Here is a 15866-nt window from a genome sequence, read left to right on the forward strand (position 1 = left end):
TTGTATCTTTGCACCAATTAAACATTCAAACTTATGAAGAAGAAAATTATAGCTTATATTATAGGCATACTTGGGTGCATCATTATTGATGCGGGACTTGTTGCAATGGTAGTTGCTTTTGGAGCATCAAGACCATTTTATGATTATATCTTTTTTGGTGTATCAGCGCTTCTTGTTGATTTTCTGTTTCTTGCCTTTGTTGGTTTATGCTTTGAGAAGCCAGAAAATAAATGCTTGGTGATTAAACTGCCTGGTACAGTAGATGATGATAGTTTGCCTAAGTTAAAATAGAAACAGAAAAAATTGAAGAGTGAATACAAGAAAAGAGAGTGCTAAACAACACTCCATGTTATAAAATAGGAGCAATGCTAGGCACCGCTCCCCTTAATTGTCTGCTTTAATCTTTTTGTTTTCCTTTAAGAACATTCCTTTTAACACAATGTTTGCCAGACCTAGAATGTTAGCAGTTGTTGTGGCTAACAATGTAGACAAAACAGTATTACTTAAATGCCATTGACCATTTGCACACTTACACAATAATTGGAAGACCATATATAACCATAATGGAATAATTATCATTACCCATAAGGTTAGATGTCTTCTGAATTTAGTATCTTGTGAATACCTTATTTTCTCCTGGTCTTCCAAAGATTTTGAATCTATATCATCAAACTTTGGGGATTTTTCGTTGGTATTCTCAACCTTAATTCCTGAGTATATATCAAAACCTGTTTTATTCATGTTTCTTGATCAAAAGATTTTGAAAATATGGTTGTATATATTCATCTGGAATTTGATTTCCCCATTTGAAGCCTGGTAGATGTGTCGTTTTATCCCATGGTGAGTCTATTTGATGAGACCAAGCAGAAAGATAAGAAGCATTATAAGCTCCGTATGAGCGAAACACTAAATTTATACAAGCTTTTACTTCGTCAGTAATGGAATCATCCTCAAAGTTTACAATTTCCTCTAAATTCAACTTTAACAACTTGTTTCTTGTTGTTGGAAAAACTGGACCATAAGGCCACGCTTGTGGATGCTCATTAGTTAAACGCTCTCCTTTTACTGCCAAATACACACCATAAGATATATACAACAACTTCTGCAACTTCGTCATATTAATGCCGATGTTGTAGGCATTAGCATAGGAGGCTATATATCTTGCCAACACTACACTATTGCAAACGTATGTATCTTGTATAGTTGCCATAATTTATAGTTGAAGTTGATAAATGTGTATAATCGTTATTTTCTTTCTTCTGCTGCAAAGGTACGACAAAATTATAAATAAAGCAAGTTTATATTGTTATATTTGTATAAATATATAAAGAATTACCGAATGTTTTACATTCTAATAGTATTTTTAGAATATTATTAAACCATTATAAAAACATTATAAGAAATAGAGGGTGAATCTTTATTGACTCACCCTTCTTTTTTTATCTTTATGGCTTACTCCCTATACTTTGGTTCCTCATACACCAAGTTATGACCATCTACGTAAGCCTTGGCTTCTGAGTATGAGTCAAACTCTACTGCGGTGGCATTCACCGATGGGAATACCTCAGCATTGTCACCTTCCTCTGTCAGAGGTAACACCATCTTGGTTCCCTCATGTACTACCTTATACTTCTTTGTTAACTTATTCATATCTTGTTTCCTTTCTTTTTGATGTTAAACTTATGATACCCTATGCAGGAATAACTAATACCGTGTAGCCTTTCTGCTGCAATGTTGCAACTGCGGCATCTGATGCTGATGTTTTAGTTCCACGAGCCGTAATAGCTTTTTTAAAAGAATTATCACTACTAGTAAATCCAACAACACATTTTGCTTGATTTATCAACATAGCATCTAAATCTTCTCCAAAGTTTGGGATGCCTTCAATGGCTAATATCTTGTATGAGCTATTTCTCTCTGTCTTCCAGGAAAACTTAGAATTATTATCAACCATTGTTATGAAATTCTCATTTCCAATTTTTGAAATATCCCCATATACAGAATTTCCTCTAAAGACTCCAGCAGTAGATATGAGAGAAGGATAGTTAGAAGGTATAAATTCTCCATATACTTTTGTGTAATCTAGTGTTAACCACTTTATAGTTCTAGGAATATTTGCAACATCACCAGTTACGGCACTTCCTCTAAAGGCATTAAATTCGACAAGGGGAAGGTTCTTTATATGTTTTGTGTCAATTACACTACTACCAGAATATTTAAGAATACTAAGATTCGTTATACTTGCTATGTCTACACTATTCTGTAGTGTCGCTGTACCAAGCGATAAAATAGTAAGAATAGGACAAAATTTTAACTCAGAAATGTCTATCGTAACTCCAGTGTTGTCTGGAATAAATAGCAGTCTTAAACCATACTTATTCCCAAAGCAAATTAAGGAACTTACATTTTTAACATATATATCATGCAAATCTCCATTTGTGATAGATATGTTTTTACCTGTGTTATTACTTAATGTGCTATCTGTAAAATTTCCATTTACATTTCTAACTTCACTATTTCCAGTGAATGCAACTTGAATCTTCTGAGAAGATTCAGAAGGTGATTCAATTTCATTTAACGAAATAGAAAACTCACCAATTTTCAAAAGATTGTCATTATTGACACTCTCATTAAGCTTTGTTATTAAACATTTCCCCATAATTGTATATTATTTTAATTAATAAATATTTGCCCTATACAAAAGTTTCTGCTGCTTTAATTTCCATGTAATTTTAGCATTCGTGTACAGATGGTTGTCTTCTGACACTGTTGTTGCTTCCGTTGTGAAGTCTGCAAATATGATTGTTCCCATAATAGCATAATCTATGCAGAACATACCTTCATCCATCATCCATGCACTACTCATAACATTTGAATAATAAGATGGAACGACATACACCTTGTACTCTACAATCTTCCTTTTACTCCAATCAATGCTTAGTTGCACGATTCTTGAGCAAGTAGCTGCATTATCTGTTGCGCCAGTAGGATTTGAAGTAGGATTGTTTCGAAGGTTCTCTTTCATTAAGAAGTTGTTATCGAACAGTGTATATGTAGGATAACTCACACCACTAATCTCTTTCATTCCCCAATACTTCACATCATGACACAAGAACCACTGAGCCAATGAGTCTGTCTTGATTCTCCTTGCAACAGCACCATAATTACTAAACGATGGCAAGCCACCAACTTGTTCCAGTACTGGACCAAATGTAACCTTGTCTTCACTGCTAACAGTTCTTTTGAGAATTATCCAAGAGCAACAGTTTCTTGGATTTACAATTATTCTGTCTTCAGTCCTATCAAAACCAATAGTATTTGTATGGGTTTCTGCTATAGGTGCAGTAGAATGCACATCTGCATCAAACAGAATATCTCTTAAAACATCTTGGTCATTGAGGGTGTATGAACCAATCTTCTTGCCATTCTTCCACTCTACCAAAGTATCAGAATAAGTCATGTGTCCATCTATTGTTAGTACGTTGCTATGATAATACACGATGTAATGGAAATCATCTATGTAGATGAAGTCATGAGTATCATAATTTGGACTTGCTAATTGGTCGATTAGGATGAAGTTCTCATCAAACACGCAAAGGCCTTTGAATGGGTCAACCTTTAGCAATGCAACAATTCTTGACTTACCACTGCTGTTTACCTGATGCTCGACATTGTAGAAATAAGCAGAGCTGTCAGCGATGGAAAGAAACTTTGTCAATCCAGTTTCCTTGACCTCATACAGATATTTCTCGTTATGCAGCAATACCCGATTGGCATTTCCGCAAAAAACAGCAGCACCTCCAGAAGGGTTGGATATAGTGAACTTTAAATCTGATGGTACATCGAAAGGTGCCACAAGGTCTTTGTCTATCTCCTTTACAGACAATACCCCTTTATCACTTACAGAAAGCTCAAAGAAAGTACCATTTGGAGATTTTAGATATTTGGTTTCCTTCGTGAAATTGGCAACATTCAATTTAAGTTTTGGAATAGAAACAGAATCACTAGATTCACTTACAGCATACTTACCTCGGTTTATGGTAACATTATTTTCGTAAGTAGCCACGGCAAAACGTATGTATGCAGCCCAATCCCAATATTCTGGAACTTGAACACTTGCCTTAGGCAGACTTCCGTTTGGCATCAATCTTTTTGCGTTATTGTCATTTTTGTCTGAAACAACAACCATACCTGTAGCTGTGCCAGTCCTAGTGAACCATTCTCCTGGCTTACAAGGTATTTTGTTACTCATTTCTGCACCTGCATTTGGAGGAGTGAAAGATTGCTTTCCATCAGCCGTTGTGTATGTCTTTTGTGATGTAAGATACAAATTAGGCTTTGAGTTGTCGTAAACCCCATCGATGTTTTTAAGTTCAATGCCATTAACATCGTCTTGTGTTGCATAATTGGAAAAATCAATAGATTCGCCTTTCATACTAAAATGTTCTACATCTAGATGTTCTACACCTAGAGCAGTTTCATGTTTTACGCCATTCTTGTCTCTGTAGCTAAGAATATGTTCTTCTTCGTCCAATGTCATCTCTAGCCTATTCTCTATGTCTGTTTTTTCTTCTATTTGTGCCAGGATAGTCTCGGACTTTACCTTATGAATATAGTGACTACCATCGGGATTTGTTGCAGAAAGAACCTTTCCTTCTGCATCTTGCTCAACTGCAAGATACTCAGTATTTTCCTGCAAAGAGAAGACATCAAGGAGTTCTTTGAGGTTGGAATCTATTGTGCCTACCTTCTCCTGCAATGATGCAAAGTCATATTGAAGCTGAGAGATAACTTGCTTCAAGGCATTGACAGCATGGATTTCACCAATGATTTCTCCGTCTCTTCTGATACCAAAGAGTACATGGTTAGCAGCATCAAGCCAAACAGCGAAGAACTCTTCATTCTGCTCAACGTGATACATTTCATTGAGAGGAAAATATGGCTTTCCAGTTGCTCTGTAGATACCAAAGAGAAGTCTATTCTCTGAATCTACAACAGCCATGATAAACTCCTCATTTTCGATGTAAGCGGCTCTGCGTTTATACCTTGCCCTTTATCGTAAAAGTTCTTACCTTTGCACCATAATTTTAAAAGCAACGAAATTATGAGAGCAACAGAACGTTATGAGAGGGCATGGAATGCCTTCCAGATTCATTTGAATCATAATCCAAAAGCCAGTTTGATTCCTTTTTTAAAGGAACGGCATGTAAACCATCGCTCGATGCATAGATGGATGTCAGAGAAAGGTTATTCTGTTAGGTTAGCCAAACAACAGATTCGTCTGCTTCAGGCCGAAGCCCGTAAGGAATGTTCCGAAGCAACAGCCAAGGACACTGGGATGATGTTCCTTCCCATGGAAATGCCATCCGATTCCGTCTGCCCGGAAAATTATCTTTTCGGCATAACCTTAACCTTTCCCAATGGAACGATAGTCACCATCAAGAAAGGTAGTGCCAAATCAGTCATGCATCTGATGAAACTTTACGAGAAGGAGGACTTGCTATGTTTGGATTAAACGAAAACACCCAGTATTACGTCTGCCAGCGATATGTCCGAATGAACATGGGCATAAATGGCCTGTACCAGATTGTGAGGACGGAGATGGAGCTGCCGCCACTCGGTGGTGCCGTCTTCATCTTCTTCTCCAAGAACCGCCAGCAGGTAAAAATGCTAAAATGGGATGGCGACGGTTTCTTGCTGTATCAGAAGCGACTGGAGCGAGGAACCTTTGAATTACCATTCTTTGATCCCCAAAGCAAACAATGCAAAATGCCGTACAAGACGCTATCTGCCATCATGAGCGGAATTTGCCTGAAAAGTATGAGATATAGGAAACGGCTTAATCTATAGGCGCATAAGATTATATTTAATGAACTGTGTATCAACAAGATAGAAAAATAAATATCTAAAAATCCTTGCATATCTCGATATTTTTTCGTACCTTTGCACTATGAAAAAGGACGAAATTATAGTACTTTTAAAGAAACAGCTTCAGCTTGCAAACGAACAGCTTCAGCAAGCTAATGCTACGGTGAGTTCATTGACTACACAGGTCAACGAACTCATTGAACGTATAAAGTCATTAGAAGAATTACTCGTCCAGAAAGGAATCGCCATTGACAAAGCGAATCGTCAGAACAAGGCACTCGGCAAGCTCGTTTCAGGCAAGAAGTCCGAACGTCAGGAAAAGAATCCACAAGACTCGATGACCCAGGAGGAATTTGACAAGAAGAAAACAGAGCAGGCCGAAAAGAGAAAGGCACGCAAAAACAACGGAGCCAAGCGTGACATGCATTACGAGATGAAAGAGGTGCATGTTACGATAGATCCAGTCATGGATGCAGAGTTTTTGAAGACGTTGCGTCTCTTCGGAACTCGTACCTGTATACGTTACAGCATGGAACCCATCAAATTCATCAAGACCGTGTATCACATCAACACTTATACTGATGGAAGTATCATGTATCCGGGGAAAACTCCGCCGGCTCTGTTGTTGAATTCTTCCTATTCACCTTCCTTTGCAGCAGGACTCCTGCAGATGCGATACATCTATTCCATGCCGGTAGAGCGAATCATCAAATACTTTGCCGACAATGGGTTTACGTTAAGGAAAGCCACGGCAAACAAACTGATTGCCAGAAGTGCCGATGTACTGGAAAACTTCTATAAGGCTATCTGCCAAGTAGTGTTGCAGCAGGATTATGTCTCGGCAGACGAGACATACCATAAAGTGCTGTTAGCCAAGACAAAGCCTACGGACAAGGGTTCGAAGAAAGGCTACTTCTGGGCTGTAAGTGCGCCTAAACTGGGACTTGTCTTCTTCGTATATGAGGATGGATCACGCTCTGAGCAGGTCATACTTAACATATTCTCTGATTATAAAGGTACCATACAGAGTGATGCATATGCTCCTTACCGGAAACTGGAGTCGGATGCTTATCCTGACATTATGAGAATCGCCTGCCTGCAGCATGTCAAGAGAGATTTCATCGACTGCGGCAAGGAAGACAAGGATGCTCAGGAGGTCGTAGATATCCTCAACAGATTTTATCGAGAAGACAAAAAACATAAGGTTGGGGTAAATGGATGGACCGTTGAAGACCATCTAGCCTATCGGCAGTCATATGCACCGGACATTTTGCAGGATTTATTGGAGAAACTGGAGGAAATATCTTCCAGGAAAGATTTGCTGCCCAAGTCTACCTTGGCGCAGGCGGTCGGCTATGCCCTTAATGAATATAATGCCATTTGTGACATCTTCAAAAGAGGTGATACGGCTCTCGATAACAACTACATTGAGAGAATCCAGAGATACATATCACTATCAAGAAGAAACTCAATGTTCTTTGGTTCGCACGAAGGAGCAAGCCGGGCGGCTATCCTATATTCTATCGCAATCTCATGCAGGCTGAATGGCATTAATCTGTTTGAATACATATGCGACGTAATAGAAAAGACTGTAGAATGGCAACCCAATACCCCATTAGAAAAATATAGAGACTTACTTCCTGACCGATGGAAAAAGCAGCAACAGCATTAATTTAATCAGCTGTTACTGCTTTTTTTTGAATTATGCAAGGTATAAACGCGGAGCCGCTTACAGTTGTTCCAATTGTTTCAAATAGGTTTTCATAGGACAATATCCCTTTATAGAGACTCTATAACTACTTAATATATAGATAGTTATATATAAGAAGGTGGAATGGAACGCTCAAAAAATTAATTGGAACAGGTTCTTCTCAAATTTTAGTACAAAGCCCCATATTTTATATGAAGGAGCAATATTTTTGAGAAAGTTTAATATAAAAAATTAGCGATTGTCTCCAAAAATATGTAAGTTTAAAGTGATCATAAAATATGACTTACAATGGATACAATCGCTAACAGATGCAAAATTATAAAAAAGATAAGAAACAACCAAATAAAATCCGATATAAATGCTTCTACGGTCGGAGAAAAACTTCTTATGGACATTTTTCCTGCCATAGATGGCTTTTTTATCGCAAGTTGTGACTTCTCTTCCACGGAACTCAAAATGGTTCTCGTGAGTACGGCTACCCATGCCTTCTGCGACCGTTGTGGCAAGAAAACCACTCATACCCGTGGCTGGCAAAAGAGAACGGTCACGATGTGTCCTTTAGGGTGTAAACGGTTTGTTCTCACCCTTTACATGCGCCGTTTTTACTGCCAGTCTGATAAACATATATTTGTAGAGCAACAGACGAAGTGGCTAAACAAATATGCAAGATTCAGTGTAAGATGCATAGAGTTGATGAACCTGCTTCATATACATATGTCATCTGTGTCGACCTCCAAGGTCATGAGAAAGATGGGAATCACTTGCTGTCCAAATACTTGCATAAATCATTTGAAAAAGATCCAAAGACTTCCAGACAGGACTGCCAGGAATATAGGCATAGATGACTTTGCCAAGAGAAAGAGACATACCTATGGCAGTGTTATCGTAGACCATGACACAGGCGAGATTTTGGAACTGATAGACTCTAGAGATTCTTCGATTGTGGCAAATGTCTTGAAACAATACAAGAAAGTCAATACTATCACTCGTGATAGGGGACGATGCTTCATTAAGGCTATCAAGCAAGGAGCCCCATCAGCACATGCTATCACAGACAAATTCCATGTCATTGAAGACTTGACGAGCGCAGTCTTTCCAAAGATTCTGCAGGAGTTTTTGCATAAGAGAATGGAGTTGCTGACTCAAGGTCTAGTTGGTCCCATTAAGCCACAAATAAGTAGAGGTTGGCTTTATAACAGCATATATGCAGTCTTGGAATCGATGTGCAAGGATGCAAGAAGAATCAAGAAAATGACTGAATGGAACACTTTCATGGATCTTTATGCAAGGCAAGGACTGACTTTGAGTGAAATCCATGACAAAACAGGGTTTGATGGATTTAAGATGGGAAAGCTAAGGAACACCAAATATGAGGACTTGCTCAACCCAACGCAACTAAGGGCTTACAAAGCCATAGAATCTATTACAAATAGGATTCTCTGTAAAAAGTCATTGGATTACTCTGTGGTTACCAAGGGGTTACATTCTACAGAGAAGAAAGAAATACTGAAAAGACTTCTTTTTCTACTGAGAGGAAAATGGAAGGAAGACTGGAAGGCATACGATGATGCCTACAAGGCATTTCTTGCAAAGGCAACTATCAGGAACGAAGAGTATGACCTTTGGAATTCAATAGTTCACTTCAACTGGAAAACCAAGACGGAGACTGTCAGATTGTTTCTGCAGGACTTGCATGTTACCGATTTAGCCTATTATATAACAACATTTCAAGGCATTTTGAGCGGAGAGGTCAAAATGAACTTGTACAAATGGATTAACATGGTCATAGGATGTGGTAATGAGAAAATGGAAAAGTTTGCCAAAGGACTGATTAAGGACTATTCCGCCATCAATAATTCTATTGCTAGCAAATTGAACAATGGAATCCTTGAAGGTTCGGTCAACAAGATAAAGACCGCAAAGCGAATTATGGGTGGAAGAGCATCGATTTCTCTTTTGCAGATAAAGGTCTCCTCAAACTTAGATACATAAATGTACCAAAATTTGAGAAGAACCTTGGAACAACTGGAACTGGAACGCTCCGTCCAACCACACTTCTCTCTAAAAGGCTCATAATCAATAAATTATGTAGAAATAGAGACTAAGAATTTGAAGTACAATATCCCCATTTCAACCGCTCCGACGATGAAAAAGCTGGGAAAAAGCATCGAATAGGTGCAACTTTTGCTCTCTCAGGCATCAAAAGACATGCAGGAACCCTTATTTCCGATGCTCTTCCCGATACTCGAAGTGGAGATAAATGGGGTTATTTTTCAGTATTCCGCCCTCAATTAGGGGAAATCATGCCGTATGAAGACCTATCTTGTTGCCGATTCGGGCTATAATAAGGAACAACTGTCCAACATCGCTGAAACTATCTGTCCCAACTTCCGTGAACACGAAGAAAAGAGATTGGAGAAAAATGTTCCGCTATCGCATGGCATCGCACGCTATCGCACAACTGATAAATCGGGATTTCGTATCTTTGCATCGTGATTCAGAAAGCGCGCAAAATCACTTGCCCAGTTGGAGAAAAAAATCTCCCAAATTGGGAAAATAAAAAAGCCTGATTTAATCCGATAAAAAAAGAGCCCCCAATGCGGGAAAAACATCGGGGGCTTTTATTTTGATATCAAAAATCCTTAGTAAGGAAACAGGAGCGGAAGAACGAAGGTCATCACAACGCCGATGATAATCTGCAACGGCAAACCTACCTTCACGTAATCCATAAACGTATAGCCACCCGCCTTCATCACCAGCGCATTAGGAGGCGTGGAGAACGGAGAGGCAAAGCACATGCTGGCGCCCAACGTAACCGCAAAGAGGAAGGAATAAGGACTCACTCCTACCTGCTGGGCCGCCACCAGGGCAATAGGAGCCATCAGTACAGCCGTAGCTGTATTGCTGATAAACATCGTCATCAGAGAAGTGGTGAAGTAGATACCTGCCAAGAGAGCCGTAGGTCCCATCGAACCCAAACTCTCTACCAGCCCCTGAGAAACCAAGGCAGAAGCACCCGTCTTCTCAAGCGCCGTAGACATCGGCATCATGGCGGCTATCAGCACGATGCTCTCCCAGTTGATGGTCTTGTAAGCCGCCTCCACATTCCGGAAACATCCGGCAAAGACGGTCAGCAGTCCGGCGATGATGACCGCCGTGACCGGAGCCACAGAAATGAAATCGAACACCATCATCGCAATCATCAGCAGCATGATGGCAGCCGCCACAGGCGCCTTATAATCCAAGAGCACCTTGTCGGCAGTCTTCTCTGGCTGGTCGATAACCACCCAGTTGCTCGTATCGGTAGCCAGATGAGCCAGATTGGTCCATTCGCCCTGCACCAGGAGCATATCGCCCACATGCAGCTTGGTGGCTATCAGATTGTCGGTAATATATTCATCGCCACGCTTTACGCCCAGCACGTTGATGCCGAAACGCTTGCGCAGGTTGGCATCGCCTATGCGCAGACCGGAAAAATTAGACGTAGGCATCACCACGATTTCGGTCAGTCCCAGGTCGTAGAAATCAATCTTCACATCCTTCATCTTCCTGAGGCCGTAATCGCTGGCAAAGCGTTTCATCTTCTCCTCCTCACCTATTATATATAAGGTATCGTGAACCTGAATGGTACTGCTGCTCTTCGCCATGTTCTGGCTCACATCCTTCACCAGTCCCAGTCGCGATTTCTTCTCGTTTCTTATCTCGATGATACTCACGCCATATTTCTTCTGAATGCTCAGCTCCTTCAGGGTTTTGCCCACGATATCCATCTGCTCGCCATTCTCGTCGAGGGCGGCAGAAGGGCGGCGGCTAGGCACGATGTAGCGATGCAGATTATCGAGCAGCTGATATTCGTCTACCAGGTCATCAAGCGATTTGCCCTGCTTCTTTTTCTTTCCGCTCTGCTTTTTGCTAAGGAAGATTTTGCTGAGCGGCATGAGCACGATGATGCCGATGGCGATGACGATGATGCCCACAGGGAAGAAGCTGAAGAAGGCAAGCGGCTGATAACCGCCCTCGGTCAATACTTCATCGATAACCAGGTTGGGCGGCGTACCGATGAGAGTAAGCATTCCACCCAGACTTCCGGCAAAGGCGAGTGGCATGAGGAAACGCGACGACTGCATGCCCGAGCCCGCAGCTATGCTCATGATGATAGGCATCATGAGGGCCACCGTTCCGGTATTGCTCACGAAGGCGCCGATAAAGGAGGTTACGAGCATTACGAGCAGGAAGGTGATGGTTTCGTTGCCGCGCGAGAGCGCCATGAGCTTATTGCCCGTAAGCTTGGCAAGTCCGGTCTGCATGATAGCTCCACCCACCACGAAGAGTCCTATCATCATGATGACGATGGGCGAAGAGAAGCCCGCCAGCGCCTCGGCAGGTGTCAGGATACCCAGAACCAGGAGTGCAGCCAGGGCGGTAAGTGCCACGATGTCGACCCTCACCCTGCCCCAGATGAATAGGGCTACCGTAATAACCAATATGATAAGTGTTGTTGTCATGTTTTGAAAATTTTTATGTTATAATTACTGTATTTATTCTCTCACCTGCTGCGGCGTCATTCCGGTATGTTTCTTGAAATAGCGGCAGAAGAAGCTGGCATCAGCAAAATGATATTCCCATGCCATCTCCTTGATGCTCTGGGCGGAGCGCTTGAGTTGCATCTTCAGCTGGAGCACCACATACTGGTCGATGATGATTTTGGGTGTATGCCCCGTTACCTGCCTCACGATATTCGAAAGATACTTGGAGGTGATGTTCATCTGCTCGGCATAATAGTTGACATCTCTCGATTTCTTGTAATCGCGTTCCATGAGCTTCATGAAGCGGTTGAAGAGTTCTCTCACCCTGTAAGATTTCACCTCGTCGGGGCAGTTCTGCGGATTGCGTTGCAGATATTCATGGAACCCTATGAAGAAGGCCTTGAGCTGATAGAGTACCAGCTGCGAGATACAGGTACAGTCGTGCTGCTCGAAATAGAGTCTGAGGAGGGAAAACATGCTGTCGATGATACGGGTAACCACGGGCGAATCCTGCCGGCATCGGTCCTCGCGCAGGGCTGAATAAACCGTCTGTTCCAGCTGCAGACTGGCTTCGCGCAGCAGAGATGGATTATATTTCAGCATCTCCACTTCGAAGGCAGAAGCATTCATTCCGGCACAAGTATCCCCCTCGCAGGAAGCAGAAGACTCCACCTTCTTCACCTCTACCACATCATTCGGAAACAGGGTGATGACGGCTCCCTCATAGAGATCCCAATCCTTATAATTCACATTCAGCACGGCCCTGCCCTTGCGGCAAAGGAGAATGGCTCCATAGGTCAATACCTGCGGACCCTCCTGCCACTCGCTCAAATCGGAGCAGAAAAGACTGGCCTCCTGATAACTGTTCTGTTCTGATAATTCTATCATAAATACCTTTTATTCGCTTTTTGCGTGCAAATATACGGAAATAATGTGAGAAAAAAGAACTTTTGTTCCGAAAAAATCCATGCGGCACGAAAAATTTAAAATGGATATTCGCCCAAATCGCCGTACCTTTGCACCCGAATTCATGAGATAACGGAATTTTTAAATAATAATAATAACAGATTTTTGAATGATAAAGAAAATGATGATTGCAGGCCTTCTCATCTGGGGAGGCTCTCTATGGGCTGTGGCTCAAACCAGAATGACCATCGCCCAACTCTTCGAGAGAATCGAAGAAAACAGCAAGTCGCTACGAACCTCGAAATCGGGTGTAGAAGCTGCCAGCATCGGTATCGAATCGGCTAAAAGCAAGAAACTGCCCGACCTTGATGCATCCCTCTCCTTCAGTTACATCGGAAACGCCCTGATGACCGACCGCGACTTCAGTAACGCCCAAGGTTTGAAATCGCCCCACTTCGGCAATAATTTCGCCTTCCAGGCACAGCAGGTGGTTTATGCTGGTGGCGCCATCAACGCAGGCATACGCCTCGCCGAACTGGGCAAGCAGCAGGCAGAGGTGGGCGTGAAACTCACCCGTCAGCAGGCTCGCTTCATCGCCCTGGGACAGTATCTGGACCTCTACAAGATAGACAACCGTATCAAGGTATATGAAAAAACATCGAGCTCACCCGCCAGCTTATCGCCGACATCAAGGCGAAACAAACCCAGGGAATGGCGCTCAAGAACGACATCCCCCGATACGAACTGCAGATGGAGAGCCTGAAACTGGGACTCACTTCACTACGCAACAACCGCAGTATCCTGAACCACCAGCTCCTGAATACGCTCGGCATGAACCAGGAAGATAAAGGGAAACAGGAGATGCAGATTATTCCGGACGCTACGATTGCCGACAAGGCTTACGCCAAGGATGGCGAAGCTTACTGGCAGACGGCAAGCACGATGAATTCGCCCCTGCTGGAACAGAGCAGCAACGCCATCAGAATAGCGGAACAGAAGGAGAAAATTGCCAAGAGCGACCTGCTGCCGAAAGTGGCGCTGGTAACCGGACATGGTGGATGCATCGAACCTGAAGCTCAACGCCGAACTGAATGAGGTAGATGCCCGCATCAACATCGTATACGCTTATTACCGCATGAAATACATAGCGGGAGAAATTTAGGAAGTGAAGAACGAAGAAACAACGTTCGGCGTCCGAAGGGAAAGCCAATTCGTCTGCTCTTTTTCAAACAATAAAACAAATATAAATTATGAACAAGAAGATTATCAAGAGAATATATAATGTAGTTATCATCCTCTGTTTTATAGGAGCCATCGGCTGGTGTTTCAGCCATTTTTATCATGGTAGCGACGTGGTTTATACCGATGATGCCCAGGTGAACCGCCACATTACACCTATCAACACGCACGTATCAGGATTTATCAAGGAAATTTGTTTCTCCGACTATCAGCACGTGAAGAAGGGCGATACACTCGTCATTATCGAAGATTCAGAATTCCGCCTGCATGTGGCTCAGGCAGAGGCTGGTCTGCGCGGCTCGAAGGCCGGTTCTTCGGTTGTATCAGCCAGCATGGGAACCACCACTACCAACGTGCAGACGGCTTCGGCAGGTATCGAAGAGGCACGTGTAGACATGATGAACGCCAAGCAGGATTTCGACCGTTTTGCAGCCCTGATGAAGAAGGATGCGGTAACCCGCCAGCAATATGATAATGCCTACGCCCGCTATCTGGGAGCCAAGGCACGTTATGAGCAGGCAAGCAGCCGGAAGGCAAGTGCCGCCTCGGTTCGCAACGTACAGACCCAGCAGCTGGGCGGTTCGCGTACCGGTTCGCATCGTCCTCACCCGCGATAACGACCCTAAACAGGTAGCCCTGCTCCGTGCCGGTCTGAACGTAGAAACCAAGGTTCGCCTCAAATAGAATGTTCTATAAACTATAGATAGAATGTTCTATAAATTATAAATTATTAATTAAAAAAATGCCAGGACCTCCTATGTTACAGGGACCCTTCCGCGTCCCTTCGTTCAACGGATATATTCCTCGCCGGATGCCTCTTCTGCCTGTTCTGGTGCAAGGTGCTCCATCAGAAATATACCCGACTGCTCACGATAGGCGTGGCAACGATGGTATGTTATCCCGTAATGATGTATTTCCTCATCGGCATCGGCGTGCTCATCATCTTCCTGCTTTGGGACATTCAGCCTATCCGCAGCACCCTGAAGAAGATGCCAGCCTGGAACTTTGTGGGAAGAAAAATGAAGAAAAATCTTGCATAATACAGAGATTTATGCTAACTTTGCAAACAAAAAAAGTTAGCAACATGACAAAGAAAGGTAAACATACCGTATTATTTATCTGCCTGGGCAACATCTGCCGCTCTCCGGCAGCCGAGGGAATCATGAAGAGTCTTGTAGAAAAAGCAGGGCTTCAGGATGAGTTTGAAATCGATTCTGCGGGCATCGGGAACTGGCACGTAGGTCAGTTGCCCGACAGCCGCATGCGCAAATGTGGCGCCGAGCATGGCTACAATTTCAACAGCCATGCCCGCCAGTTCCAGAAGTCAGACTTCGCCCGTTTCGAAACCATCGTGGTAATGGACAACGAAAACTACCGTACCATTACCTCCATGGCTTCTTCAGAGTCTGATAGGAAAAAAGTAGTGCGCATGGCCGATTTTCTGACCCATCATCGCGAATACACCACCGTTCCCGATCCGTATTATGGCGACTATAGCGACTTCGAGCTCGTCATCACGCTTCTCGAAGATGCCTGCCAGGAGTTACTGGACAGCATTATCGGGGAAGGGTAAAAACAGATAAAACAAAAAGGGATGAATCATCAAAATATCAGAT

General features: G+C 42.7%; 18 protein-coding genes. 11 read left to right on the forward strand and 7 right to left on the reverse strand.

Annotated elements, in window-relative coordinates; genetic code table 11:
- Window positions 1-33 precede the first annotated feature (33 nt).
- Complete coding sequence (locus tag KUA48_RS04860; RefSeq protein ID WP_153080839.1) at window positions 34-291, forward strand: hypothetical protein; 258 nt, start codon at window positions 34-36, stop codon at window positions 289-291.
- A 93-nt stretch (window positions 292-384) separates the two neighbouring features.
- On the opposite strand, the gene KUA48_RS04865 is transcribed toward KUA48_RS04860, so the two are convergent.
- The 5 genes from KUA48_RS04865 to KUA48_RS04885 all read right to left on the reverse strand — a co-directional run bounded on the left by KUA48_RS04865 (window position 385) and on the right by KUA48_RS04885 (window position 5002).
- Window positions 385-741 (reverse strand): hypothetical protein, encoded by a 357-nt coding sequence (locus KUA48_RS04865; protein ID WP_153080840.1) that lies wholly within the window; start codon window positions 739-741, stop codon window positions 385-387.
- Entirely contained in the window at window positions 734-1210 is a 477-nt protein-coding gene (locus KUA48_RS04870; protein WP_153080841.1) for a Panacea domain-containing protein, read from the reverse strand. The genes KUA48_RS04865 and KUA48_RS04870 overlap by 8 nt, the downstream gene beginning before the upstream one ends.
- A 242-nt stretch (window positions 1211-1452) precedes the next feature.
- Window positions 1453-1650: a hypothetical protein gene (locus KUA48_RS04875; RefSeq protein WP_153080733.1), complete on the reverse strand. Its 198-nt coding sequence runs from the start codon at window positions 1648-1650 to the stop codon at window positions 1453-1455.
- Window positions 1651-1690: 40 nt separating this feature from the next.
- A complete protein-coding gene (locus KUA48_RS04880; protein WP_218433455.1) occupies window positions 1691-2659 on the reverse strand; it encodes a hypothetical protein in 969 nt (322 codons plus the stop codon).
- Window positions 2660-2677: 18 nt separating this feature from the next.
- A complete protein-coding gene (locus tag KUA48_RS04885) occupies window positions 2678-5002 on the reverse strand; it encodes a hypothetical protein (RefSeq protein ID WP_218433456.1) in 2325 nt (774 codons plus the stop codon).
- 102 nt (window positions 5003-5104) lie between these two features.
- Here KUA48_RS04885 and KUA48_RS04890 point away from each other — a divergent pair, with 102 nt between their 5' ends.
- The 5 genes from KUA48_RS04890 (at window position 5105) to KUA48_RS04910 (ending at window position 10075) form a co-directional block, all read left to right on the forward strand.
- Entirely contained in the window at window positions 5105-5515 is a 411-nt protein-coding gene (locus KUA48_RS04890) for a hypothetical protein (RefSeq protein ID WP_144021577.1), read from the forward strand.
- Window positions 5503-5850, forward strand: a complete 348-nt coding sequence (gene tnpB / locus KUA48_RS04895; RefSeq protein WP_117588063.1) for an IS66 family insertion sequence element accessory protein TnpB — start codon at window positions 5503-5505, stop codon at window positions 5848-5850. The genes KUA48_RS04890 and tnpB overlap by 13 nt, the downstream gene beginning before the upstream one ends.
- 100 nt (window positions 5851-5950) lie before the next feature.
- A complete protein-coding gene (locus KUA48_RS04900) occupies window positions 5951-7540 on the forward strand; it encodes an IS66 family transposase (protein WP_369503212.1) in 1590 nt (529 codons plus the stop codon).
- Between the two features lie 495 nt (window positions 7541-8035).
- Window positions 8036-9571, forward strand: a complete 1536-nt coding sequence (locus tag KUA48_RS04905; RefSeq protein WP_264949399.1) for an ISL3 family transposase — start codon at window positions 8036-8038, stop codon at window positions 9569-9571.
- A gap of 318 nt (window positions 9572-9889) precedes the next feature.
- A complete protein-coding gene (locus KUA48_RS04910) occupies window positions 9890-10075 on the forward strand; it encodes a hypothetical protein (protein ID WP_153080388.1) in 186 nt (61 codons plus the stop codon).
- A gap of 146 nt (window positions 10076-10221) precedes the next feature.
- On the opposite strand, the gene KUA48_RS04915 is transcribed toward KUA48_RS04910, so the two are convergent.
- Both KUA48_RS04915 and KUA48_RS04920 read right to left on the reverse strand, forming a co-directional pair.
- On the reverse strand, window positions 10222-12084 hold the full coding sequence (locus KUA48_RS04915) for an SLC13 family permease (protein ID WP_153072708.1): 1863 nt from the start codon (window positions 12082-12084) through the stop codon (window positions 10222-10224).
- 33 nt (window positions 12085-12117) lie between these two features.
- Entirely contained in the window at window positions 12118-12993 is an 876-nt protein-coding gene (locus tag KUA48_RS04920; protein WP_153080389.1) for an AraC family transcriptional regulator, read from the reverse strand.
- Between the two features lie 187 nt (window positions 12994-13180).
- On the opposite strand from KUA48_RS04920, the gene KUA48_RS04925 reads away from it, so the two are divergent.
- The 5 genes from KUA48_RS04925 (at window position 13181) to KUA48_RS04945 (ending at window position 15823) form a co-directional block, all read left to right on the forward strand.
- The gene (locus KUA48_RS04925; RefSeq protein WP_228124030.1) at window positions 13181-13774 is read left to right on the forward strand and encodes a TolC family protein; all 594 of its coding nucleotides are present in this window, start codon (window positions 13181-13183) and stop codon (window positions 13772-13774) included.
- Window positions 13723-14106: a hypothetical protein gene (locus KUA48_RS04930; RefSeq protein ID WP_228113203.1), complete on the forward strand. Its 384-nt coding sequence runs from the start codon at window positions 13723-13725 to the stop codon at window positions 14104-14106. The genes KUA48_RS04925 and KUA48_RS04930 overlap by 52 nt, the downstream gene beginning before the upstream one ends.
- A 155-nt stretch (window positions 14107-14261) precedes the next feature.
- Entirely contained in the window at window positions 14262-14867 is a 606-nt protein-coding gene (locus tag KUA48_RS04935; RefSeq protein ID WP_153080390.1) for an HlyD family secretion protein, read from the forward strand.
- 222 nt (window positions 14868-15089) lie between these two features.
- Window positions 15090-15290: a hypothetical protein gene (locus KUA48_RS04940; protein ID WP_153080391.1), complete on the forward strand. Its 201-nt coding sequence runs from the start codon at window positions 15090-15092 to the stop codon at window positions 15288-15290.
- Window positions 15291-15334: 44 nt separating this feature from the next.
- The gene (locus KUA48_RS04945) at window positions 15335-15823 is read left to right on the forward strand and encodes a low molecular weight protein-tyrosine-phosphatase (protein ID WP_228113204.1); all 489 of its coding nucleotides are present in this window, start codon (window positions 15335-15337) and stop codon (window positions 15821-15823) included.
- The last annotated feature ends 43 nt before the right edge of the window (window positions 15824-15866 follow it).

Source organism: Segatella copri, from assembly GCF_019249795.2.
GTDB classification, from domain to species: domain Bacteria; phylum Bacteroidota; class Bacteroidia; order Bacteroidales; family Bacteroidaceae; genus Prevotella; species Prevotella copri_B.